The 21,623-nt window shown below is 60.5% G+C and carries 18 protein-coding genes; 12 read left to right on the top strand and 6 right to left on the bottom strand.

Annotated elements, in window-relative coordinates; genetic code table 11:
* Positions 1-107 precede the first annotated feature (107 nt).
* From HQN82_RS15140 to HQN82_RS15130, 3 genes are all read right to left on the bottom strand, one after another.
* On the bottom strand, positions 108-524 hold the full coding sequence (locus HQN82_RS15140) for a hypothetical protein (RefSeq protein ID WP_022562749.1): 417 nt from the start codon (positions 522-524) through the stop codon (positions 108-110).
* A gap of 97 nt (positions 525-621) precedes the next feature.
* The gene (locus tag HQN82_RS15135; protein WP_004445214.1) at positions 622-1,368 is read right to left on the bottom strand and encodes a TerC family protein; all 747 of its coding nucleotides are present in this window, start codon (positions 1,366-1,368) and stop codon (positions 622-624) included.
* A gap of 193 nt (positions 1,369-1,561) precedes the next feature.
* Positions 1,562-2,266, bottom strand: a complete 705-nt coding sequence (locus tag HQN82_RS15130) for a TetR/AcrR family transcriptional regulator (RefSeq protein ID WP_173615144.1) — start codon at positions 2,264-2,266, stop codon at positions 1,562-1,564.
* Positions 2,267-2,429: 163 nt separating this feature from the next.
* Between HQN82_RS15130 and HQN82_RS15125 the strand changes: the two genes are divergently transcribed.
* The 12 genes from HQN82_RS15125 (at position 2,430) to HQN82_RS15070 (ending at position 18,799) form a co-directional block, all read left to right on the top strand.
* Positions 2,430-3,641: an HlyD family secretion protein gene (locus HQN82_RS15125; protein ID WP_004445212.1), complete on the top strand. Its 1,212-nt coding sequence runs from the start codon at positions 2,430-2,432 to the stop codon at positions 3,639-3,641.
* Positions 3,642-3,675: 34 nt separating this feature from the next.
* Positions 3,676-5,259, top strand: coding sequence for a DHA2 family efflux MFS transporter permease subunit (locus tag HQN82_RS15120; RefSeq protein WP_077986917.1), 1,584 nt, complete (start codon positions 3,676-3,678; stop codon positions 5,257-5,259).
* A 246-nt stretch (positions 5,260-5,505) separates the two neighbouring features.
* Positions 5,506-6,156: a pyridoxamine 5'-phosphate oxidase family protein gene (locus HQN82_RS15115; RefSeq protein ID WP_173615143.1), complete on the top strand. Its 651-nt coding sequence runs from the start codon at positions 5,506-5,508 to the stop codon at positions 6,154-6,156.
* A 116-nt stretch (positions 6,157-6,272) separates the two neighbouring features.
* The gene (locus HQN82_RS15110) at positions 6,273-7,295 is read left to right on the top strand and encodes a LacI family DNA-binding transcriptional regulator (protein WP_035207134.1); all 1,023 of its coding nucleotides are present in this window, start codon (positions 6,273-6,275) and stop codon (positions 7,293-7,295) included.
* Between the two features lie 103 nt (positions 7,296-7,398).
* Complete coding sequence (gene xylB, locus HQN82_RS15105; RefSeq protein WP_173615990.1) at positions 7,399-8,853, top strand: xylulokinase; 1,455 nt, start codon at positions 7,399-7,401, stop codon at positions 8,851-8,853.
* A 241-nt stretch (positions 8,854-9,094) separates the two neighbouring features.
* Positions 9,095-10,405 (top strand): xylose isomerase, encoded by a 1,311-nt coding sequence (gene xylA / locus HQN82_RS15100; RefSeq protein WP_004445208.1) that lies wholly within the window; start codon positions 9,095-9,097, stop codon positions 10,403-10,405.
* 701 nt (positions 10,406-11,106) lie between these two features.
* The gene (locus HQN82_RS15095) at positions 11,107-12,486 is read left to right on the top strand and encodes a GH1 family beta-glucosidase (protein ID WP_173615142.1); all 1,380 of its coding nucleotides are present in this window, start codon (positions 11,107-11,109) and stop codon (positions 12,484-12,486) included.
* A gap of 365 nt (positions 12,487-12,851) precedes the next feature.
* Positions 12,852-13,481 carry an NAD(P)H-dependent oxidoreductase gene (locus HQN82_RS15090; RefSeq protein WP_004445205.1) on the top strand — a complete coding sequence of 210 codons (630 nt, stop codon included), beginning with the start codon at positions 12,852-12,854 and terminating at the stop codon, positions 13,479-13,481.
* Positions 13,482-13,848: 367 nt separating this feature from the next.
* The gene (locus HQN82_RS15085) at positions 13,849-14,889 is read left to right on the top strand and encodes a methionine ABC transporter ATP-binding protein (protein WP_060942288.1); all 1,041 of its coding nucleotides are present in this window, start codon (positions 13,849-13,851) and stop codon (positions 14,887-14,889) included.
* Positions 14,879-15,547: a methionine ABC transporter permease gene (locus HQN82_RS15080; protein WP_006699527.1), complete on the top strand. Its 669-nt coding sequence runs from the start codon at positions 14,879-14,881 to the stop codon at positions 15,545-15,547. Before HQN82_RS15085 ends, HQN82_RS15080 begins: the two co-directional genes overlap by 11 nt.
* 33 nt (positions 15,548-15,580) lie before the next feature.
* Complete coding sequence (locus tag HQN82_RS15075; protein ID WP_006699526.1) at positions 15,581-16,360, top strand: MetQ/NlpA family ABC transporter substrate-binding protein; 780 nt, start codon at positions 15,581-15,583, stop codon at positions 16,358-16,360.
* A gap of 195 nt (positions 16,361-16,555) precedes the next feature.
* Positions 16,556-18,799, top strand: a complete 2,244-nt coding sequence (locus tag HQN82_RS15070; protein ID WP_034496788.1) for a bifunctional diguanylate cyclase/phosphodiesterase — start codon at positions 16,556-16,558, stop codon at positions 18,797-18,799.
* Positions 18,800-18,901: 102 nt separating this feature from the next.
* Here HQN82_RS15070 and trhO read toward each other — a convergent pair whose 3' ends face one another.
* From trhO to HQN82_RS15055, 3 genes are all read right to left on the bottom strand, one after another.
* On the bottom strand, positions 18,902-19,846 hold the full coding sequence (trhO, locus tag HQN82_RS15065) for an oxygen-dependent tRNA uridine(34) hydroxylase TrhO (RefSeq protein WP_004445192.1): 945 nt from the start codon (positions 19,844-19,846) through the stop codon (positions 18,902-18,904).
* A 291-nt stretch (positions 19,847-20,137) separates the two neighbouring features.
* A complete protein-coding gene (locus HQN82_RS15060; protein WP_173615141.1) occupies positions 20,138-21,046 on the bottom strand; it encodes a CHAD domain-containing protein in 909 nt (302 codons plus the stop codon).
* Positions 21,030-21,518: a CYTH domain-containing protein gene (locus HQN82_RS15055; protein WP_173615140.1), complete on the bottom strand. Its 489-nt coding sequence runs from the start codon at positions 21,516-21,518 to the stop codon at positions 21,030-21,032. The genes HQN82_RS15060 and HQN82_RS15055 overlap by 17 nt, the downstream gene beginning before the upstream one ends.
* Positions 21,519-21,623 lie beyond the last annotated feature (105 nt).

Genomic DNA, 21,623 nt, shown 5'->3' with positions numbered 1-21,623 from the left:
GGTTACTTTCGCATGCGGGGGATGGAATCGTATTTGCTTTTTTTGTCAGGGACCTGCTCATCAACGCAAGTGCGGGGCGGGAGTTCCTCGTGCCTGCGCACATCATTTCATTGCTTGAAAAATGCCTCGATAAAACGTGTTGCCTCGTCAGATATGCCGACGATCTTGTCTGTCGCCTGGCGGTAAAGTTTGAAATTGAGTTCGGTCTCAGGCTGCCCGTCCTCCCAGTCCCGGAAATCCCGCAACTGTGCCCGGCCGAGAGGACGCCAGGCCGTTGCCGTTCTCTTTATGGTGAGATCGACCCGGGGCGTTTGGCGCGCGATGCCCGGTCTGCGGGCAATTGCCCGGGTGGCTGTCACGACGCCGCTCGCAATGAGGCCGTGCCCGCCCTCATTTTCGCTGGCAAACAGGAAAACAGTATCGCCCGCCATGATGGTCTTGCCGCCATACATGGTTTTCTGCGCGGTGAATGCGAAAGTTTCCGCGTCGGGGTCTGAGATTTCCGCTTTAATGACGAAAGCCATGTTCTCGTCCCTTCGGGCGATGCCATGTGTCGGCCCCCTTGGTCCGGTTATGTAAGGCCCGCATGCTGCGGGCCCTACCAGTCGTTGCAGCTATCACTCAATGCAGCTGTTTGTTCTTTCGCCTTGCATTGCGCGCCAGCATGTTGAGCAGTTCCACCAGTGCCGAGAACGCCATGGCGGCATAGACGTAGCCCTTGGGAACATGGAAGCCCATGCCTTCGGCGATCAGTGTCGTGCCGATCATCATCAGGAAGGCGAGCGCCAGCATGACGATGGTGGGGTTACGCTCGATGAAATTGGCGAGCGGCGTTGCGGCCAGCAGCATGACTGTCACGGCCACGATGACGGCGACGATCATGATCGGCAGGTGAGGGGTCATGCCGACGGCGGTGATGATGCTGTCCACCGAGAAGACGAGGTCGAGCAGCAGGATCTGGCCGATGGCGGCGCCGAAATTCATGCCCACAGGGCCGCCCACCAGGTCTTCCTTGTGGTCTTCCGGGTCGACATTGTGGTGAATTTCCTTGGTCGCCTTCCAGACGAGGAAGAGACCGCCGGCGATGAGGATCATGTCCTTCCACGAGAATGGGTGGCCGAAGGCTTCGAAGACCGGTGTGGTGAGCTGCACGATCCAGGCGACGGTACCAAGCAGGCCAAGGCGCATGACGAGCGCGAGGCCTATACCGATCTTGCGGGCTTTTTCGCGCTGTTCAGGCGGCAGCTTGTTGGTGAGAATGGAGATGAAGATCAGGTTGTCGATGCCAAGAACGACCTCCATGACGATCAGTGTGACGAGCGCCACCCAGGCGGCGGGGTCCGACAGAAGAGGGAGAATGGACTCCATCAGGTATGTTTTCCTTTCAGCAACAAGGCCAGCCGATATATTCGGTGGGTGGAATTTATAGCGCAATACGCGAGAAACAAGGAGATAGCTCCTGTGTTTGGCAAGATTTCATCGAAATTTCGCGCAAACCGCGTATCGGACGCCATTGCCTTGCCGGCCCGATGCCGGTCAGGCCGTCCCTTGCTGAATGGTCTCAGGCCTTGTCTGTTCCGTAAGCCGCCATGAATACGTTGATGGCGCTGCTGATAACCCGGTCCAGTTCCTCGTCGGGAACCGGGCCTTCCAGTTCGCCGAACAGCCGCAGCTTGAAGAAGGTGCCGGTGGAAAGCTCGATATATTGCCGGGCGGCCAGTTCAGGATCGTCCACTTTCAGATGGCCGATCTCGACCTGATGTTGGATGAAATCCAGGAGCACGGTGCGTACGTTGTTCGGAGCCGACAGGAAAAAGCGCTGCGCCAGTTTTGGCATGCGATCGATGACGCCGAGCACCGAACGCATGGCGGGGATCATGTCCGAACAGATCATCTTGTTGGCAAAGGCCTTGCCGAACTGCTCCAGCCCCTCGCGCACCTCCTCGGTGCCCTCAAGGATATGGCGCATGGAGGTGGCGAATTCGTTGCGATGGTGATCGACGAGCGCAACGAACAGATCCTCCTTGTTGGAGAAATAGACGTAGATCGTGCCCTTGGAAACGCCCGCTTCACGCGTGATGTCGTTCATGCTGGCCGCATCGAAGCCCTTGCGCTTGAACACACGCCAGGCACCTGCCAGAATCTGCTCGCGTTTGGCCGGGTCTTCGCCCGCCGCAAAACGCCCGGCGGCATTGCCCGGACAGCCCGTTTCCGTTTCCGTCTCCGTCTCCGTCTCCGTCTCCATATCCCTGTCTTCACCTGCCATCGCTACCGCCCTCATAGCATCACAACGGCGTAAAAAAAATTAACCGAACGTCGAACCAATCGGTTCGATAACACTTGATATGTGTCAGGAAAGAGATTATGTCAATCGAACCGAACGGTTCAGTTCGAAAAACTTTCTTCAATCTATCACGGTAAGCTCTCTCATGTCGGCCCAGAAGAATAATGCGGTTCGCGCCGTCAACGATGCGGAAGAGGCGGATATCTCCGCCAAGGCCGAGACCTCTCCCGCAAAGCCGGCGGAGGCGCCTTCCCAGCAGCCGCAGGCAGCGCCGGCACCAAAGCAGAAGAAGCGCTCGAAGCTTCTGCCTGTCATTGCCATTGCACTTCTGGCCGGTGCTGGCTGGTACGGTTACAACTGGTGGATCGATGGTCGCTTCCTGGTGTCGACGGACGACGCCTATATCGAAGGTGACATCGCGGTCATCGCGCCGAAGGTTTCCGGCTACGTCGCCAGGGTGAACGTGGTCGAGAACCAGGAAGTCAAGGCGGGCGACCCGCTGGTGACGCTTGACGACGGCGATTATCGTATCGCGCTTGACCAGGCCGAAGCGCAGATCCGCACCGAGGAACTGTCTCTGAAGCGTATCGATGCGCAGATCATCGGTGGCGAAGCGGCGCTCGAGCAGGCCGTTGCCCAGAAGGGCGCGCTGGATGCAGCCCTTCGTGGTGCGGAAATCACCCAGAAGCGCGCAAGCCAGCTGCAGGCAAAGGATGTCGGCACGGTTGCCGCGTCCGATAATGCGCAGGTCGCGCTTGACCAGGCCAAGGCGAATGTCGTGGCCGGCGATGCCGCCATCGCCTCGGCCAAGGCCAATGTGGAGCTCCTGCGCGCCCAGCGTCAGGAGGCGGAAAGCACCATCCGTTCGCTGCAGCTGTCCCGCGACAAGGCGGCCCGCGATCTGTCCTTCACGGTTCTGAAGGCGCCTTATGACGGCGTTATCGGCAATCTCGCGGTACAGAATGGCGATCTGGTGTCTGTCGGCAAGCGTCTGGCTTCGCTGGTGCCGATGAACGAGCTTTATATCGACGCCAATTTCAAGGAAACGCAGCTCGCCCGCGTCGTACCCGGTTCGAAGGTGCGCGTGCATGTCGACGCCTTTGACGACGCGACGATCGAAGGCACGGTCCAGTCGATCTCGCCGGGTTCCGGCTCGGTCTTCTCGATGCTGCCGCCGGAAAATGCAACGGGCAATTTCACCAAGGTCATCCAGCGCGTGCCGGTTCGGATCGTCTTCTCCAAGGAAGACCTCGAAAAGCATAATCTGCGCGCGGGCCTCAGCGTTGTTGTCGATGTCGATACCCGCACGGCGCCGGAAACCACCAGAACGGCGCAAGCTAATCCGCAGGCCAAGTAAGGCGCGTCTTTGACGCACCGTTGAGGGCAAGATCATGGCGGCTACGGTTGTCGGCACGGGCGGGGCGTCCATCCCCGCCGATCCTCCGATGGACAGACGCAGGCTCATCGCATTTTTCGCGATGGTCTTCGGCATGTTCATGTCCATTCTCGACATTCAGATCGTTTCCGCCTCGCTTGCGGAAATCCAGGCCGGCCTCGGCGCCGGCTCGGATGAGATCGCCTGGGTGCAGACGTCCTATCTGATCGCGGAAGTCATTATGATCCCGCTGTCGGGCACGCTGGCGCGCATTCTCTCCACGCGCGTGCTCTTCGCCACCTGTGCTGCGGGCTTCACCATCTCGAGCGCGCTTTGCGCCACTGCCACCAATATCGACCAGATGATCGTTTACCGCGCGATCCAGGGCTTTATCGGCGGCGGCATGATCCCGTCGGTCTTTGCGGCCGCCTTTACCATCTTCCCGCCGTCGAAGCGTTCTGTCGTGTCGCCGATCATCGGTCTCGTCGCCACGCTTGCGCCCACCATCGGCCCGACGGTCGGCGGTTATCTTTCCAACGCCTTTTCCTGGCACTGGCTGTTCCTCGTCAACATCATCCCCGGCATCATCGTCACCATCCTGACCTGGAGCCTGATCGATTTCGACAAGCCGGAGCGGTCGCTCTGGAAGAAGTTCGACTGGTGGGGGCTGATCTCCATGGCCGTCTTCCTCGGCTCGCTGGAATATGTGCTGGAAGAGGGCAACAACAAGGACTGGTTCAACGATGAGCACATCGTCATGGGAACGGTCGCCATGGTTATCGGCGCGGTCGTCTTTTTCTGGCGCGCCTTCAAGGTAGAGTTCCCCGTGGTTGATATCCGCGCCTTTGCGGACCGCAACTTCTCCATCGGCTCGCTGTTCTCCTTCGTCATGGGCATCGGGCTTTACGGGTTGACCTATCTCTACCCGCTCTATCTCGGCCGGGTGAGGGGATATGACGCGCTGATGATCGGCGAAACCATGTTCGTGTCCGGCCTTGCGATGTTCTTCACCGCGCCGATTGCCGGCAAGGTCTCCACCAAGCTCGATCCGCGGGCGATGATGGCCATCGGCTTCATCAGCTTCGGCTGCGGCACCTGGATCATGACGCATGTGACGACCGACTGGGATTTCTACGAGCTGCTGATCCCGCAGATCCTGCGCGGTTTCGGCCTGATGATGTGCATGGTGCCGATCAACAACATCGCGCTCGGCACCCTGCCGCCCGCCCGTATCCGCAACGCCTCCGGCCTGTTCAACCTCACGCGTAACCTCGGCGGCGCCGTTGGTCTTGCCGTCATCAACACAATGCTGTCGCAGCGCACGGACGACCATTATGTGCGTCTGGCCGAACATATCAGCTATTCCAACCCCAAGGCGCTGGAATGGCTGAACAGTGTCGGCGCCAACTATGATTCCTACGGGCTCGATGGCGCATCCGTCGCGGTCAAGAAAATGGTCGGCATGGTCTCGCAGCAGGCATGGATTCTAGCCTTCGCCGATGTGTTCTTCGCGCTGACGCTGCTGTTTTCCAGCCTGATCTTCATGACGATCCTGATCCAGAAACCCAAGGCAGCGCCGCCACCAGACGCGGCGCACTGATAACAATCCCCTCCCATCCACCGCAGAGCTGGGGCCGTCGGAAATGACGGCCCCTTTTTTATATCCGGCCAAAATCCCCATTTCGCCTGTTGCCAGATTTCGACTGTTGATCGCAGCGGGCAAGCCATGTATATCAATTTATGAGGTACGTACCTCAGAAAGGCGCAAGTGGAGCGAAAACGGGGCCGGGAGGACGGCTGACCGGGATTTTGGCCCCTTGGGCAGGGCGGTTCAGAGGGGGAGATCATGGCGGCCTTGGAACTCAATCCAGACTTCGCAATCACGGATGAGCAGTCGCTTCGCGGCCTGTTCGAGCCGACACATGCCCTCGCGCTACAGAAGTGTCAGGACAGGCTCGGCGAACATGCGCAGGAATTCATTAGGCGTTCGCCCTTTCTCTGCATCGGCACCCAAAACCTTGAGGGAAAGGCCGATGTCAGCCCTCGCGGCGATCCGCCGGGCTTTGTAAAGGTTCTCGACGCGCGCACGCTGGCGATCCCGGACCGGCCGGGCAACAATCGCCTTGATACGCTCAGCAATATCATCGCCAACCCCATTGTCGGTCTCTTGTTTATCGTGCCCGGTTTCGACGACACCCTGCGGGTGAACGGGCGAGCGACACTGAGCACCGATCCAGAACTACTGAAGCTGATGGGCGTTGCGGATCGTATCCCCAAACTTGCCATCGTCTTGAAGGTGGATGAGGTCTTCATGCATTGCGCCAAGGCGTTCCGGCGCTCCCACCTGTGGGATCCCGCGCATCACCAGTCCCGGTCGGAAATGCCCTCGCTTATCAAGATCATCTTGGATGAAACGTCGCGCACTCCGACAAATGGGGATGACCTGCGGAAGATGGATGAGCAGCTGGAGCAGGACTACCGCCGGACCCTCTATTAGCCTCAGCCAATGCCGGGATTGATATTCCGCAGCCATTTGATGAATTATGAGGTACGTACATCATTTTTCGATTTACGGCGGCGGCAAAGCTGGATATGCAGGAGGCGGGAGGAGCCATGAAGCCGACAGTTCACGATATCGCCGAGCGGGCGGGCGTCAGCCTCGCCACCATAGACCGGGTGCTGAACATGCGTCCCGGCGTGCATGCGGCGACGCGGGCGCGGGTGGAAGCCGCCATTGCCGAGCTGGGTTACGTGCGCGACATCGCCGCCGCCAATCTGGCCAAGGGGCGCAATTACTCGATGATCTTCATCCTGCCCGGCAACGACAATTCCTTCATGGCGACGCTGCGCGCCGAGGTGCGGGCTGCGGCCAGCCGCTCGCATCTGGAGCGGACGGCGATCCGCGTCATTGAGGTGCCGCCGTTTAATGCTGCGGCTCTGACCGAGGCTCTGGAAGTTGCGCGCCGGGAAAAGCCATCCGGGGTGGCCTTCGTCGCCACCGATTCCGAAGATGTGGCGGAGGCCGCCGACCGGCTGGCGGAAGACGGCATCGCCACGGTGACGCTGGTGTCGGACCTCTCGGGTTCGAGGCGCGACCATTATGCCGGCGTGGACAACGTCGCCGCCGGCCGCACGGCGGCGAGCCTGATGGGACGTTTTCTTTCCGGGCGCGGCGGAGATGTCGCCGTTGTCGCGGGCTCCATGCTGGTGCGCGACCATCGCGAGCGTCTTGAAGGGTTTCGCGCCGTCATCGAGGCAGAGTTTCCCCAGGCGCGGCTGCTGCCGGTGCTGGAGGGCAGGGACGATCCGCTGACCGTCGAGGCGCTGGTGCGCGAGGCGCTCGGCAATGCAACCCTCGCCGGCATTTACAGTCTCGGTGCCGGTAATCGAGGTCTCATCCGCGCGCTTGGAGCGGTAGATGACGAAAGACCGCTTTCGGTCATCGCCCATGAGCTCACCGAAACCACCGCCAATGCGCTGCGGCAAGGGCTGCTGGATGCCGTGCTCAACCAGGACGCGGGTCACGAGGTGCGCAGCGCCATCCGCGTCCTGAAGGCGCGCGCCGATGGCCTGCCCGTCATCGCCGCGCAGGAACGTATTCGTATCGATATCTTCCTCAGGGACAATCTTCCCTGAAGAAACTCTTCCGAAGGAAAAGTGGCCGCCGGTTTCCCCTCTGGCGGCGGCTTTAAAAAACCGCATGAACTTTGGCGCATGGCGCGCCGGAATGGAGAAATACATGTATCTCGGTCTCGATCTTGGCACTTCAGGCGTCAAAGCCCTGCTGATGGACGGCGATCAGAAAATCATCGGCTCGGCCAACGGCTCGCTGGATGTCTCGCGCCCGCATCATGGCTGGTCGGAACAGGACCCGGCGGACTGGATCGCCGCGACGAAAACCGCAGTTGCCGGCCTGAAGCAGAAATTTCCGAAAGAGCTTGCCGCGGTGAAGGGCATCGGCCTTTCCGGCCAGATGCACGGCGCCACACTTGTCGACGCCGATGGCAAGGTGCTGCGCCCCTGTATTCTCTGGAATGACACCCGCTCCCATGCCGAAGCAGCCGCACTCGACGCTGATCCGCGCTTCCGCAAGATAACCGGCAATATCGTCTTCCCCGGCTTCACCGCGCCGAAGCTCGCCTGGGTGGCAAAGAACGAACCTGAAGTCTTCGCAAAAGTCGCCAAGGTATTGCTGCCGAAGGATTATCTGCGGCTGTGGCTGACCGGTGAATATATCTCGGAAATGTCCGACTCCGCCGGCACCTCCTGGCTCGATACCGGCGCTCGCAAATGGTCTTCCGACCTGCTTGCCGCGACGGGGCTCGATGAAAAACACATGCCGTCTCTGGTGGAAGGCACGGATGAGGCGGGCGTTCTGCGCGCCGAGCTTGCCTCCGAATGGGGCATTTCCGGCCGGGCCGTGGTTGCCGGCGGAGCGGGCGACAATGCCGCCTCGGCCTGTGGCATGGGCACGGTGAAGGAAGGTCATGCCTTCGTGTCGCTCGGAACCTCTGGCGTGCTCTTCGCCGCCAATGCCTCTTATCTGCCGAAGCCGGAAAGCGCAGTTCATGCTTTCTGCCACGCGTTGCCCAATACCTGGCACCAGATGGGCGTCATTCTCTCCGCCACGGATGCGCTGAACTGGTATTCGCGGCTGACAGGCCAATCCGCCGCCGATCTGACCGGCGAACTCGGCGACACGCTGCTTGCACCGACCGGCGTCACTTTCGCGCCCTATCTTTCCGGCGAGCGTACACCGCACAATGATGCTGCCATCCGCGGCTCCTTCATCGGCCTTTCGCATGAGAGCGACCGCAAGGCGCTGACGCAGGCCGTGCTTGAGGGCGTGACCTTCGCGATCAGGGACAATCTCGAAGCCCTGAAATCCGCCGGCACCTCGGTCTCTCGTGTCACCGCCATCGGCGGCGGCTCGCGTTCGGCCTATTGGCTGGCGTCGATTGCTACGTCGCTTGGTGTGCCAGTGGATATTCCCGCCGAGGGCGATTTCGGTGCGGCCTTCGGTGCCGCGCGTCTCGGCCTGATTGCCGCGACCGGAGCTGATCCGGTGGCGGTGTGCTCGCAGCCGGAGACGGCGCGGACGATTGAGCCGGTGGCTGATCTGGCCGATGCCTATGAGGAGGCTTACCGGCGGTATCACGCGGTTTATCCCGCCATTCGGGCGCTATCGCATTGAGGTGTTGAGGGTGCGGCTTCACCCCCCTCTGCCCTGCCGGGCATCTCCCCCTCAAGGGGGGAGATCGGCAGGCGGCGGACACTTCGCTTCATCTTCAGCCTCGCAAGAGGTGGACACCTAACCACGAGTCGATCTCCCCCCTTGAGGGGGAGATGTCCGGCAGGACAGAGGGGGGTGAGCGGCAAACGCCGCCGCTGAAATTTTCGAACAACATCTAGACCCACCAAGGAGGAACCACCCAATGAGCACAGGCTTCTTCGGCGATATCGCCAAGATCAAATATGAAGGCCCCGACAGCACCAATCCGCTGGCCTTCCGCCATTACAACCCCGACGAAATCGTCGCCGGCAAGCGCATGGAAGATCATCTGCGTTTTGCGGTGGCCTACTGGCACACCTTTACCTGGCCGGGCGGTGACCCCTTTGGCGGCCAGACGTTCGAGCGTCCATGGTTTGAAGACAGCATGCAGGCCGCGAAACTGAAGGCCGACGTGGCGTTCGAATTCTTTTCGCTGCTGGGTTCGCCGTTCTACTGCTTCCACGATGCCGACGTACGGCCGGAAGGCAAGAACTTCGCTGAAAACACCAAGAACCTCAACGAGATCGTTGATTATTTCGCGCAGAAGCAGGCCGATACCGGCGTGAAGCTGCTGTGGGGCACGGCCAACCTCTTCTCCAACCGCCGCTTCATGTCCGGTGCCGCGACCAATCCCGATCCTGACGTCTTCGCTTTCTCCGCCGCAACGGTTAAGACCTGCATGGACGCCACCAAGAAGCTCGGCGGCGCGAACTACGTTCTGTGGGGCGGCCGCGAAGGCTACGAAACCCTGCTCAACACCGATCTGTCGCGCGAGCTCGACCAGCTTGGCCGCTTCCTCAATCTGGTGGTGGAATACAAATACAAGATCGGTTTTGAAGGCACGATCCTTATCGAGCCGAAGCCGCAGGAGCCGACCAAGCACCAGTACGACTATGACGTCGCCACCGTTTATGCCTTCCTGCAGAAGAACGGTCTCGACAAGGAAGTGAAGGTCAATATCGAGCAGGGCCACGCCATTCTCGCCGGCCACTCTTTCGAGCACGAGCTTGCCATGGCCAACGCCTTCGGCATTTTCGGCTCCATCGACATGAACCGCAACGATTACCAGTCCGGCTGGGATACGGACCAGTTCCCCAACAACGTGCCGGAAATGGCGCTCGCCTATTACCATGTTCTCGCCGGCGGCGGCTTCAAGAATGGCGGTACCAACTTCGATTCCAAGCTGCGTCGCCAGTCGCTCGATCCGCAGGACCTGCTGATCGGCCATATCGGTGGCATGGATTGCTGCGCCCGTGGCCTCAAGGCGGCGGCGAAGATGATCGAGGACGGTGCGCTTTCGAAGCCGCTCAAGGAGCGCTACGCCAAGTGGGATTCGCCGGAAGCCCAGAAGATGCTGCGCGGCGAGCTGAAGCTCGACGAGATCGCGGCATTGGTCGAGCGCGAGGATATCAACCCCGAGCCGAAATCGGGTCGTCAGGAATATCTCGAAAACGTGGTCAATCGTTACGTTTGACGTGCTGGAGGGGGTGACGGCAACGTTGCCCCCTCATCGCCTCGCTGCGCTCCGGCACTTCTCCCCGGCGGGGAGAAGAACAAGCTTCACGCTCCTTGCCAAACGCGGCGGGCTCGGCACATTTCTTCTCTTCGCCGGGGGAGCCCAAAGGGCCGGGGGGGGCGCTCTCAGTTCAGCTCCAGAAGAAGCTGACAACTCTGCGCCACCCCTCCATCCTTTTCAGTCACTTCCGAAAAAATTCTTTCTTTCCCGTCCCCATTGCCTCCGTTGGCTGCATCATTCCTCCCGCAACCGGAACGGAAGGGCGATACGCGCGGCGCCTTTTGCGAACCGGTTGCCGGCATCGACAAGCATGGTTCTGGTAGACCGTGTTTCGGAGAGGCGTCCCGCACGGCCAGAGGCGGGAAGGGCTGATCGGATAGATGTCGTGAAAAGGCTGTAAGCGAGAGGCCGTGATTATGGTCTCCATAATGCGGCCCGGTGCATGCAGATACTTCCACCACTACCCATTTCACACGCATTCACCGGGCCTGCCTCCTATGCCGCCGCTACGCGCTGCGGTGACGTTTGCGCATGCAAAGCGCTTTGGGCCTGTTCACCGCGCATCCTGAAACGTTGTAGATTCCACCGAGCCCGACTGTACCTCGCAGGCGACATGGTCTAAACCGCTGCTGATCTTTTCACATCCGATGGACTCTCCGATGACCGATCCCAAAACGCTTGCAGCCCGTTTCCCCGGCGATTTCCTGTTTGGCGTCGCAACTGCCTCGTTCCAGATCGAAGGTTCCACCAAGGCGGATGGCCGCAAGCCCTCCATCTGGGATGCCTTCTGCAATATGCCGGGCCATGTCTTCGGGCGTCACAATGGCGATATCGCCTGCGATCATTACAATCGCTGGGAGGAAGACCTCGATCTCATCAAGGAGATGGGGGTGGAGGCCTATCGTTTCTCGATCGCCTGGCCGCGCATCATTCCCGATGGTTTCGGGCCGATCAACGAGAAGGGTCTGGATTTTTACGACCGCCTCGTTGATGGCTGCAAGGCGCGCGGCATCAAGACCTTTGCGACGCTGTACCATTGGGATCTGCCGCTGACCCTGATGGGGGATGGCGGCTGGGCTTCCCGCTCCACGGCACATGCCTTCCAGCGTTACGCCAAGACCGTCATGGCCCGCCTCGGCGACCGGCTGGATGCGGTTGCGACCTTCAACGAACCATGGTGCGCGGTGTGGCTCAGCCATCTCTATGGCATCCACGCGCCGGGCGAGCGCAACATGGAGGCCGCGCTTGCCGCCATGCACCATATCAACCTCGCCCATGGTTTCGGCGTGGAAGCTTCCCGCCATGTCGCGCCGAAAGTGCCGGTGGGGCTGGTATTGAACGCCCATTCCGTTATTGCCGCTTCCGATGGCGAGGCTGATCTGAAGGCGGCCGAGCGGGCCTTCCAGTTCCACAATGGCGCGTTCTTTGACCCGGTCTTCAAGGGCGAATATCCCGCCGAGATGATGGAAGCGCTGGGTGATCGTATGCCCGTCGTGGAGGCGGAAGACCTCGGCATCATCAGCCAGAAGCTCGACTGGTGGGGCCTGAATTATTACACGCCGATGCGCGTTGCCGACGACGCGACACCGGGCGCGGAATTCCCCGCGACTATGCCCGCACCGGCGGTCAGCGATGTGAAGACCGATATCGGCTGGGAGGTTTACGCTCCGGCGCTGAAGTCGTTGGTTGAGACGCTCTACAGGCGTTACGATCTGCCGGAGTGCTACATCACCGAAAACGGCGCCTGCTATAATATGGGCGTCGAAAACGGCGAGGTGAATGACCAGCCGCGTCTCGATTATTACGCCGAACACCTCGGCATCGTCGCCGATCTCATCCGTGACGGTCACCCGATGCGCGGTTATTTCGCCTGGAGCCTGATGGATAATTTCGAATGGGCCGAGGGTTACCGCATGCGTTTCGGGCTCGTACATGTGGATTATGAGACCCAGGTGCGGACGGTAAAGAATAGCGGCAAGTGGTACAGCGCGCTGGCTTCGGGTTTTCCGAAGGGGAACCATGGGGTTGCCAAGGGGTGAGGTTTTCTCTCCTCATCCCTCTGCTCGTCACAGGGATCTAGCCAACCCAAGTCCTTGGGCTGAGGGGAGTCTTTGCGCCACGCGGACGCGTGTGGGCTAAATTCCTGTGACAAGCACAGGAATGAGGGTGGGAGGCCGGCTGATGCGTGAAATTCACCGTCGACTCCTGACGGGCGAGGGCACGAAGCCTGTCCGCAATAAAGTTCTCTCTCCTTATTATCAGTTTTCCAAACTTTTTTATCGGTTACCCCACGGTGCCTGCTTGCGCCTGCCGTCCCGGCTCCTATGTGAGACGGGCTACGAAGCGTAGCGCCCATCCTGCCGTCAAGGGGCAGGGCGGGCTGGTCCTCCCAGGGAAAACGAACATGCTTATCGAAAAACTTAACTGGCGTTATGCCACCAAGAAAATGGACCCTTCCAAGACGGTGTCCGAAGACAAGGTTGAGCGCATTGTCGAGGCAGCGCGGCTGGCGCCCACCTCCAGCGGTCTTCAGCCCTTTGAAGTCATCGTCGTCACCGATCCGGAAGTGCGCGCCAAGATCCGCGAGATTGCCTGGAACCAGGCGCAGGTGACCGAAGGCTCGCATCTGCTGGTCTTTGCGGCGTGGGATAATTACACCGAAGAGCGGATCAACCATATGTTCGATCTGGTCAATGAAGAGCGCGGCATCAAGAATGAAGGCTGGGAAGCCTATCGCCAGATGCTGCTTAACACCTATCCGCAGCGCGATCAGCAGGTGAATTTCGAGCACGCCGCCCGTCAGGCCTATATCGGGTTCGGCATGGCTGTGGCGCAGGCCGCCTTTGAGGGTGTGGATTCCACTCCGATGGAAGGTTTCGATCCTGCCAAGCTCGATGAAATCCTTGGCCTGCGTGAGAAGGGCCTGCGCTCCGTCACCATCCTGCCGCTCGGTTATCGCCAGCCGGAAGGCGACTGGCTGGTGAACCTGAAGAAGGTGCGCCGTCCCGCCGAAGAATTCGTCAGCCGCGTCTGATTCAAGGTACTCGCAAAATCTTGACTGCCGCAGGGCTGCACACGCGGCTTTGCGGTAGATTTTTCCTCTCTTTTCAGATAATTGAAAAAACATCCCTGTTAAAAGGTGGCGTGTGCGGGCAAGTATGCGCCATCGAATTGCCGATCCCCGGCATTTCTGAGTGAAAGCCTGACGAAATGACCCGGAAAATCAGCTGTCATCGAATGTGCCCGAAGGCTGCATGAAGAGAGCGGTTCAGCACCGCAACAGGATTTTTTGAGACCCGATCCGTCACGCATTCCCAGAGTTCACAATGAGTTTTCCATCCAGTGCGGCCTCGCCCGCGCGCCAAGAACAGGCGGTCCCTGAAGGGGCGGCAAAGGAGCCGATGGTCACGTTCGAAGGCGTGACCAAGACCTTTGGCGGCACGGGCGGCAAGCCCGGCTTCGCAGCCCTAGCCGGTATCGATTACGCCGTGCCGAAAGGCTCCATCACCGGCATCATCGGTCGTTCCGGTGCCGGCAAGTCCACGCTCATCCGCCTCGCCAACGGCCTTGAAAAGCCTTCGACCGGTCGAGTGATCGTTGATGGCGTCGATGTTGCGGCGCTCGATGAAAAGAGCCTGCGCACGCTGCGTCGTTCCGTCGGCATGATCTTCCAGCACTTCAATCTCCTGTCCTCGCGCACAGCGTTCGACAATGTCGCGCTGCCGCTCGAAATATCAGGCATGGGCAAGAAGGATATCGAGACCCGGGTTGCGCCGCTGCTCGATCTTGTTGGCCTGTCCGATAAGGCAAAGCGTTATCCGGCGGAACTTTCCGGCGGCCAGAAGCAGCGTGTCGGCATTGCCCGTGCGCTCGCCACCCAGCCGAAGCTGCTGCTTTCCGACGAAGCAACGTCTGCGCTCGATCCGGAAACGACACAATCCATTCTCGAACTGCTGAAGCGCATCAATGCCGAGCTCGGTCTGACCGTGCTGCTCATCACCCATGAGATGGAAGTGGTAAAGACCATCGCGTCGCAGGTGGCCGTCATCGACAGGGGACTGATCGTTGAGCAAGGCACCACCTTCGATATCTTCACGGCGCCGAAACACGAGACCACCCGCAGCCTGCTGTCGTCCTCTGTCGGCGTGAAGCTGCCGCACTGGGTTACCTCTGGTCTCAAGCCGCAGGCAGCGGAAGGCGATCGTGTTCTGGTGCGTCTGGTGTTCTTCGGCGAAACGGCCTTCCAGCCGCTGACGGCCCGTCTCGTCGCCGAAATCGGCCCCGATGTGAACATCCTCGCCGGCACCATCGAGGAAATTTCCGGCGAGCCCTTCGGTTCGCTTGTCGTCTCCTATCCGGCCTCGGCTGAGGTTACGGCGCGCGCCGATCGCTTTTATGCTGAAACCGGTCTTCACACGGAGGTGCTCGGTTATGTCGCCTGATATGATCTTCAACCTTCTGCTGAAAGGGCTGTTGCAAACCCTTCACATGGTTGCCGTTTCCGGAATCGTTGGGTCCATCATCGGCGTGCCGATGGGCGTTTTCCTCGCCACCAGCGGCAAGGGCGAACTGTTTCCCGCGCCCATGACCAACCGCATCCTCGGCCTCATCGTGAATGCGGCGCGCTCCACGCCCTTCATCATTCTTGTCGTGGCGATCATTCCCTTCACCCGTCTCGTGGCCGGCACGTCGATCGGCACCAGCGCCGCCATCGTGCCGCTGACGGTTGCGACCGTGCCCTTCATCGCCAGGCTGGTGGAGGCGGCGATCCGCGAGGTGGACAAGGGTCTGATCGAGGCTGCCCGCGCCATGGGCGCGACCCCGCTGCAGATCGTCACCAAGGTTCTGCTGGCTGAGGCCAAGCCCGGCATCACGCTGGCGCTCACGCTGACGCTGGTCAGCCTCATCGGTTATTCGGCCATGGTGGGCGCGGTTGGCGGCGGCGGGCTGGGCGATCTCGGCATCCGCTACGGTTACCAGCGCTTCATGCCAGACGTGATGCTGGCCGTGGTTCTGGTGCTGATCGTGCTGGTGCAGCTGGTGCAGAGCGCCGGCGACCGGCTGGCGCGCAGCTTCGACAAGCGTACACGGAAGAATTAACTGCGTTCATAATAACAACCCAAGGAGACACCCATGAAGAAACTCATCCTCGCGGCATCGCTCGCCGCTCTCTTCACCGCCGGTCAGGCGCTGGCCGAGACGATCAAGATCGGCGTCACCCCCGCCGAACACGCGCAGATCATGGAACAGGTGAAGAAGATCGCGGCCGCCAAGGGCCTCGATATCGATATCGTCGAGTTCTCCGATTATGTCGTGCCGAACCAGGCGCTGAACGACGGCGAGCTGCAGGCCAACTCCTTCCAGCACCAGCCTTACCTCGACAACCAGATCGCTGACCGCAAGTTCGATCTCGTCAGCGTCGGCACCACCATCACCACCCCGATGGGCGTTTATTCGAAGAAGGTGAAGAGCCTTGATGAGCTGAAGGATGGCGCGACGGTCGGTATTCCGAACGATCCCACCAATGGCGGCCGCGCCCTTCTGGTTCTTGCCTCCAAGGGCCTGATCAAGGTCAAGGAAGAAGCTGGCCTCAAGGTAACGCCTGCCGACATCACCGAAAACCCGAAGAACATCCAGATCGTCGAACTCGACGCCGCCCAGCTGCCGCGCTCGCTTGACGATACCGACGCTTCGGTCATCAACACCAACTATGCCACGGCGGCTGGCCTGAACCCGAAGAAGGACTCCATCGCCATCGAAAGCGAAAAGTCCCCTTACGCGAACGTCATCGCCGTTCGCACGCAGGACAAGGACAAGCCCTGGGTGAAGACGCTGGTGGAATCCTACCACAGCCCGGAAGTGAAGGCCTTCATTCTGGAGAAGTATAACGGCACGGTTATCCCGTCCTGGTAATCGCTCCATCACGATGAAAATGATGACCTCTCCCGCGCGCGGGGGAGGTTTTTTGTTTTACGGACGGGCGCAAATCCACTTTTCCTGAAAAACCTCCGTTCTTTCAGAAAGGATTTTTCAGATTTTCGGTCGGACTGTCGTTTTGTACCCGTTGTTTTTTGGGTCAGTGTTACGGCGCGGCTTAACGGCTTTTGAATGTTTCCTTCGCAAGATGATGCTTTCGAAGGGGATTTTATGCGGATTGCGCCGCGCAACATTGGGGACTATTTGCCGGTCGGGCGCAGAACCGCCGTCGGCGTTGTGCTGTCCACCTTCGCGCTGGTGCTTCTCATCGTTACGGCGCTCGTCCTCTCCGCTCTCAGTCAGGTCCGGGAAAAGGCCAATCTGCTCGACAGTGCCCGTTCACGCGAGACGACGGCGGGAGCTCTCGTCACTTTTCGCGAACAGCTTGGTGCGACGCTCAACGATTACGCCGCCTGGGACGATGCCGCCGAATATGTCTATGCTCCTGATCGCTTCGACTGGGTGGCCAGCAATTACGGCGACATGACGGCCAATAACGATCTTTTCGATACTGCCGTTATCATCGACGAGGATGACAAGGTCCGTATGGCTTATCAGAATGGCAAGCCGGCGAAATGGGTGCCCGGCACCTATTTCGCCGCCGGCCTTCCGGAAATGATCGAACGGGTGCGGTCCATGCGTCCCGGCGTCACCTCGCAGGTCACGGGTTTCGTCAAAACCGGGGATGGTATCGCCGCTGCCGGTGTTGCGCTGGTGCGGCTGAAATCGGGAGCGCTGCCGCCGGTCGGTGCGGAGCGGCGCTATCTGGTTTTTGCCCGTCATCTCACCCAGGCGACGGTGCACAAACTCGCCCGCAACTACGTGATCGAGGGCCTGGAGCTGCAATATGGCGAGGGAACGGCCGCCAACCATGTGGATATCGTCAATCCGCTGGGGCAGGTGCTGGCACGGCTCGTCTGGCGGTCGCACCTGCCCGGAGATGTCAGTTTTCATGAGGCGCGGCCGGTCGTCTTTACCGCGCTCGGTATCGCCGGCACGTTCTTTCTGGTGCTGCTCATCATCGGTTCGGCCACGCTCGATCGTCTGAAGGCGGATGAGGCGGCGGCGCGGGAAGAGGCTCTGCGCGACCGGCTGAGCGGCCTCAATAATCGCGCCGGTCTCTTCGCGAGGCTGGACCGCATGGTCGCCAGGGCAAGCCACGACAAGACGGATATCAAGCTGCTTTATCTCGATCTCGACGGCTTCAAGGAAATCAACGATTCCTACGGCCACGCGGCGGGTGACCGGCTCATCAAGGGCGTGGCGGCGGCGCTCAGGGTGCTGGTGCCGGAAGGCGCGGTTCTGGCGCGGCTCGGCGGCGACGAATTCGCCATCGCCATTCAGGGCGACGACGTGTGGGTGGAAGGCCGCAAGCTCTGCATGTCACTGCTGGAACTCTTCACCGAACCCTTCAGCATAGGCGAGCGTGTGGCAAGTATAGGCTGCAGCATCGGCACGTCGATTTCGCGGGCGGGGGACATCAATGGTGAGGAATTGCTGCGCCGCGCGGATATGGCCATGTATCAGGCCAAGGAAAACGGCCGCGGTCGTTACGTGTCCTACGAATTGAAAATGGATGCGCTGCGCGAGGAAAAACTGCAGCTCGAGGCCGATCTTCGCTCCGCCATTTTGAACGACGAGATACAGGTGGTTTATCAGCCGGTCGTCAGCGCCGCCACGCGCTGCATTACCGGGGTGGAGGCGCTGGCCCGCTGGCAGAGGCCGGGATATGGCTTCGTCCCGCCCGACATATTCATCGCCGCTGCCGAGACGAGCGGTCTCATCGACCGGCTCGGCCTGCTGGTGCTGCGCAAGGCCTGCGAGACAGCACAGCAATGGCCGTCCATCAAACTGTCGGTCAATATTTCACCCGTGCAGTTCCGCAATCCGGCCTTTTCCGGCCATGTCGCGGATATTCTGGATGCGACGAAGACGCCGCCGGAAAGGCTGCGGCTGGAAATGACGGAAGGTTATTTCATCCAGCACCCGGAGCGGGCAAGTGCGGCGATAGACAAGCTGAAACAGCTCGGCCTGCATATTGCGCTCGACGATTTCGGCGCCGGCTTTGCCAGCGTCGGCTATCTGCGTCGCTTCGGCTTCGACAGGATGAAGATCGACCGTTCGCTCATCATGGCGCTCGACAAGGGAGGCCGCTCGCTGGAAATGCTGCAGGCGACCGTGGCGCTGGCGAAATCACTCGACATTCCGGTCACGGCCGAAGGCGTGGAAACGGAAGAGCAGGCGGCCATACTGCATCTGTGCGGCTGCGACGAATTGCAGGGTTACCTGTTCTCAAAACCGGTCGCGGCGGAAGAGATCACCGCCATGCTGGACGGACAGGATGCGCCGCTCTTTGCGCTGCGGGCGGGGGCGTGAGGTTCTCGACGTGTCGCTTCTCGTTTCTTCTCCCCGGCGGGGAGAAGAAACACGCGGCGCCGCTCTATCCAAATTTAGATACAGTCCTATAGCTACCTGGGCTTACCGCCCAAGATGCCGCTCGCCGCGCTTCTTTGCCAGGTCGATCTGCTGTTGCCGGTCGCGGAAGCGCTGGCGGTCTTCTTCGCTGCGCTCATCGTAGCAGCTCGGGCAGGAGACGCCTTCCTCGAACTTGGGTGACAGGCGCACTTCCGGGGTGATCGGGTTGCGGCAGGCGTGGCACAGCTGGTGGTCTCCTTCGGCCAGGCCATGCACCACCGACACACGCTCGTCGAAAACGAAGCAGGCGCCCTCCCACAGGCTTTCTTCTTCCGGCACTTCTTCCAGATATTTCAGGATGCCGCCCTTGAGGTGATAGACCTCGTCGAAGCCCTGCTCCTTCATGAAGGCAGTGGCCTTTTCGCAGCGGATGCCGCCGGTGCAATACATGGCGATCTTCGGCTTGTTGTGCAGGCCGGGGTTGTTCTTCACCCAGTCCGGAAACTCGCGGAAGGTTTTCGTCTTCGGATCGACTGCACCCTTGAAGACGCCGATGGCGGTTTCGTAATCGTTGCGGGTATCGATGACGATCGTGTCCGGGTCGGAGATCAATTCGTTCCAATCGCGCGGGTCGACATAGGTGCCGACGATCCGGTTCGGATCGATATCAGGCACGCCCATCGTGACGATCTCTTTCTTGAGCTTCACCTTCAGCCGCACGAAAGGCATGTGCGAGGCGCGGCTTTCCTTGTGCTCCAATGCCGAAAATTCCGGCTGGGCGCGCAGGAAGGAAAGCACGGCGTGAACGCCTGCATCCGGGCCGGCGATCGTGCCGTTGATGCCCTCGGCGGCCAGCAGCAACGTGCCCTTCACGCCGTTCTTCTGGCAGAGCTCGAACAATGGCTCACGCAGGCTCTCGAACCGCGGCAGGCGGGCGAAATGATAAAGCGCGGCCACAAGGAAATCGCCAGAGACTTCCGGGCGGGGGAGAATGGTCGTGTCGGTCATGGCCGGTGAGATACAGCGACGGCGGCCGCAAAGCAATATTTATCGGTGGGTTCGGGTATTTTGAAAATCGTCAATCGGGAGGATTTGTGGGCTTCCTGTCATTCCTGCTGCCGTGTGCAGGCAACGGGATGTCGCAATGCCGCCTCCGTCATTCCGGCCTTGAGCCGGAATCCAGCCGACGCGCGTCTGCGCGGCGGGACAAGTCTTTTCAGCCCAAGGACTTGGGCTGGCTGGATTCCGGCTCAAGGCCGGAATGACGGAGGTGAGCGAGCGCCGAAAGTGGCGTTTGGCCTACTTCGCCGCCTGCCGCCACAGCAGGCCGACGATGCGGCTTTCCGTGCGGGCAGATTCGGAAAAGACCTCATCTGCCAGTTCAAGGCCTTCGGCACGCAGCGCCTGCTGCCTTTCGATGATGGCGTCGAGCAGCAGCGCCAGCCGTTCGCCGTTGCCAAAGCGGTCGGGCTCGCGGTCGGCCACGGCGGCGAGAACCGAGAGATCGTGTTCGTGGCCGAGAATGTCGACCAGTCGCTTGGTATCGGCGCGCTTGGCGCGCATGGCGGATGGCCAGATACGCCTCATCAGACCAAGATGCATCCAGTAGGTCTGGCCGGCCTTGCGCAACTCATGGAAATGCTCGACATCGGCCTGCTCGTGGCAATCGGCCAGCGCCCGTCGCGCCCGTTTCCTCTGCCGCGCCCAGCTTGCCCTCAGTAGCCGGGCGCTGTCCTTGAGCTCATCCGGCAGCGATGGCGTCTTCAGCCGTTCACGTCCCGCCTCGCAGCCGGTGATGGCCGCAGAAATCGCCTCGTCGAGAGCGGCCTCGTATTTCACCGCATGATCCCGACGCGCGCGCAGCATCGCCGTGATGGACCGCAGCGCCTCACCCTGTGTATCGGAGAGCGCGAAAGCCTCCAGATATTCCGCCGTTTCCACCAATGCCGTCGCATCACGGGCGAAGGCGAGCGAACGGGCAATATCCCGGAAGCGTGCATTTTCCTCTCGGCTGAAATCCGGCGCCGCCTTTCGGATGAGGCGGTAGAGGGCCCGCAGCCGCTTGAAGCGCTTGCGCGCATCGTGCACGGCCTCGTGCGGGCCGGACGGACGGTCACGCAGGATGGTGACCGTGTCTTCGATCAATTCCAGGCCGGCGCGGCGGATTTCATCGTCAAAGGGCTTTTTCGGATCAATTCTGAAAGGCATCCGCCAGGTCTCCGCTCTGGTCGTCCGTGGCGAGGGACTGGTTGGAAAAGCGCCTGTCGCCCGTTACCTCCCTGCCGAGCCAGGGAGGAAGATCCGGATCGGCATTTTCGTCATCCATCTCCACTTCCGCCACGATAAGCCCCTTATATCGGCCTTCGAAAACATCGATCTCCCAGGTGAAGCCGCCGTGATCAACCGTGTGCCGCGTCTTCTCGATCACCACGCCGGGCGCGCTGGCCATCAGTTCCTCGGCATCTTCCAGCGGGATGGGATATTCATATTCGTCGCGGACGAGGGCGCTTGCGCCGATCTTGATGGTGAGTGTCGCGTCACGCCGGTCGACGATCCTCACCCTCACCGAACGATTTTCCATGGAGGCGACATAGGCCTGCCGGAAAGCCATGCTATGCGTTACCTCATCGCGCCATTCACCGCCTGCAACAAGAAACTTCCGTTCGATTTCCTTGGCCATGCTGTCTCCGCAAACTGGTGCGCCAGACTATCGCAAGACAGCGTGATGAAGAAGCGAATTGATTGAAGTATCAGGGCAAAAAATGGCCTTGCCATGCCTCGACAT

The sequence above is a fragment of the Agrobacterium pusense genome (assembly GCF_013285525.1).
In the GTDB taxonomy this organism is placed as follows: Bacteria; Pseudomonadota; Alphaproteobacteria; order Rhizobiales; family Rhizobiaceae; genus Agrobacterium; species Agrobacterium pusense.
This window is presented reverse-complemented; position numbering and strand designations above follow the sequence as displayed.

Bases quoted from the DNA above. Each gene is read 5' to 3' on its own strand.
- HQN82_RS15140 (WP_022562749.1), bottom strand. From the start codon at position 524: ATGGCTTTCGTCATTAAAGCGGAAATCTCAGACCCCGACGCGGAAACT.
- HQN82_RS15135 (WP_004445214.1), bottom strand. From the start codon at position 1,368: ATGGAGTCCATTCTCCCTCTTCTGTCGGACCCCGCCGCCTGGGTGGCG.
- HQN82_RS15130 (WP_173615144.1), bottom strand. From the start codon at position 2,266: ATGGCAGGTGAAGACAGGGATATGGAGACGGAGACGGAGACGGAGACG.
- HQN82_RS15125 (WP_004445212.1), top strand. From the start codon at position 2,430: ATGTCGGCCCAGAAGAATAATGCGGTTCGCGCCGTCAACGATGCGGAA.
- HQN82_RS15120 (WP_077986917.1), top strand. From the start codon at position 3,676: ATGGCGGCTACGGTTGTCGGCACGGGCGGGGCGTCCATCCCCGCCGAT.
- HQN82_RS15115 (WP_173615143.1), top strand. From the start codon at position 5,506: ATGGCGGCCTTGGAACTCAATCCAGACTTCGCAATCACGGATGAGCAG.
- HQN82_RS15110 (WP_035207134.1), top strand. From the start codon at position 6,273: ATGAAGCCGACAGTTCACGATATCGCCGAGCGGGCGGGCGTCAGCCTC.
- xylB (WP_173615990.1), top strand. From the start codon at position 7,399: ATGTATCTCGGTCTCGATCTTGGCACTTCAGGCGTCAAAGCCCTGCTG.
- xylA (WP_004445208.1), top strand. From the start codon at position 9,095: ATGAGCACAGGCTTCTTCGGCGATATCGCCAAGATCAAATATGAAGGC.
- HQN82_RS15095 (WP_173615142.1), top strand. From the start codon at position 11,107: ATGACCGATCCCAAAACGCTTGCAGCCCGTTTCCCCGGCGATTTCCTG.
- HQN82_RS15090 (WP_004445205.1), top strand. From the start codon at position 12,852: ATGCTTATCGAAAAACTTAACTGGCGTTATGCCACCAAGAAAATGGAC.
- HQN82_RS15085 (WP_060942288.1), top strand. From the start codon at position 13,849: ATGGTCACGTTCGAAGGCGTGACCAAGACCTTTGGCGGCACGGGCGGC.
- HQN82_RS15080 (WP_006699527.1), top strand. From the start codon at position 14,879: ATGTCGCCTGATATGATCTTCAACCTTCTGCTGAAAGGGCTGTTGCAA.
- HQN82_RS15075 (WP_006699526.1), top strand. From the start codon at position 15,581: ATGAAGAAACTCATCCTCGCGGCATCGCTCGCCGCTCTCTTCACCGCC.
- HQN82_RS15070 (WP_034496788.1), top strand. From the start codon at position 16,556: ATGTTTCCTTCGCAAGATGATGCTTTCGAAGGGGATTTTATGCGGATT.
- trhO (WP_004445192.1), bottom strand. From the start codon at position 19,846: ATGACCGACACGACCATTCTCCCCCGCCCGGAAGTCTCTGGCGATTTC.
- HQN82_RS15060 (WP_173615141.1), bottom strand. From the start codon at position 21,046: ATGCCTTTCAGAATTGATCCGAAAAAGCCCTTTGACGATGAAATCCGC.
- HQN82_RS15055 (WP_173615140.1), bottom strand. From the start codon at position 21,518: ATGGCCAAGGAAATCGAACGGAAGTTTCTTGTTGCAGGCGGTGAATGG.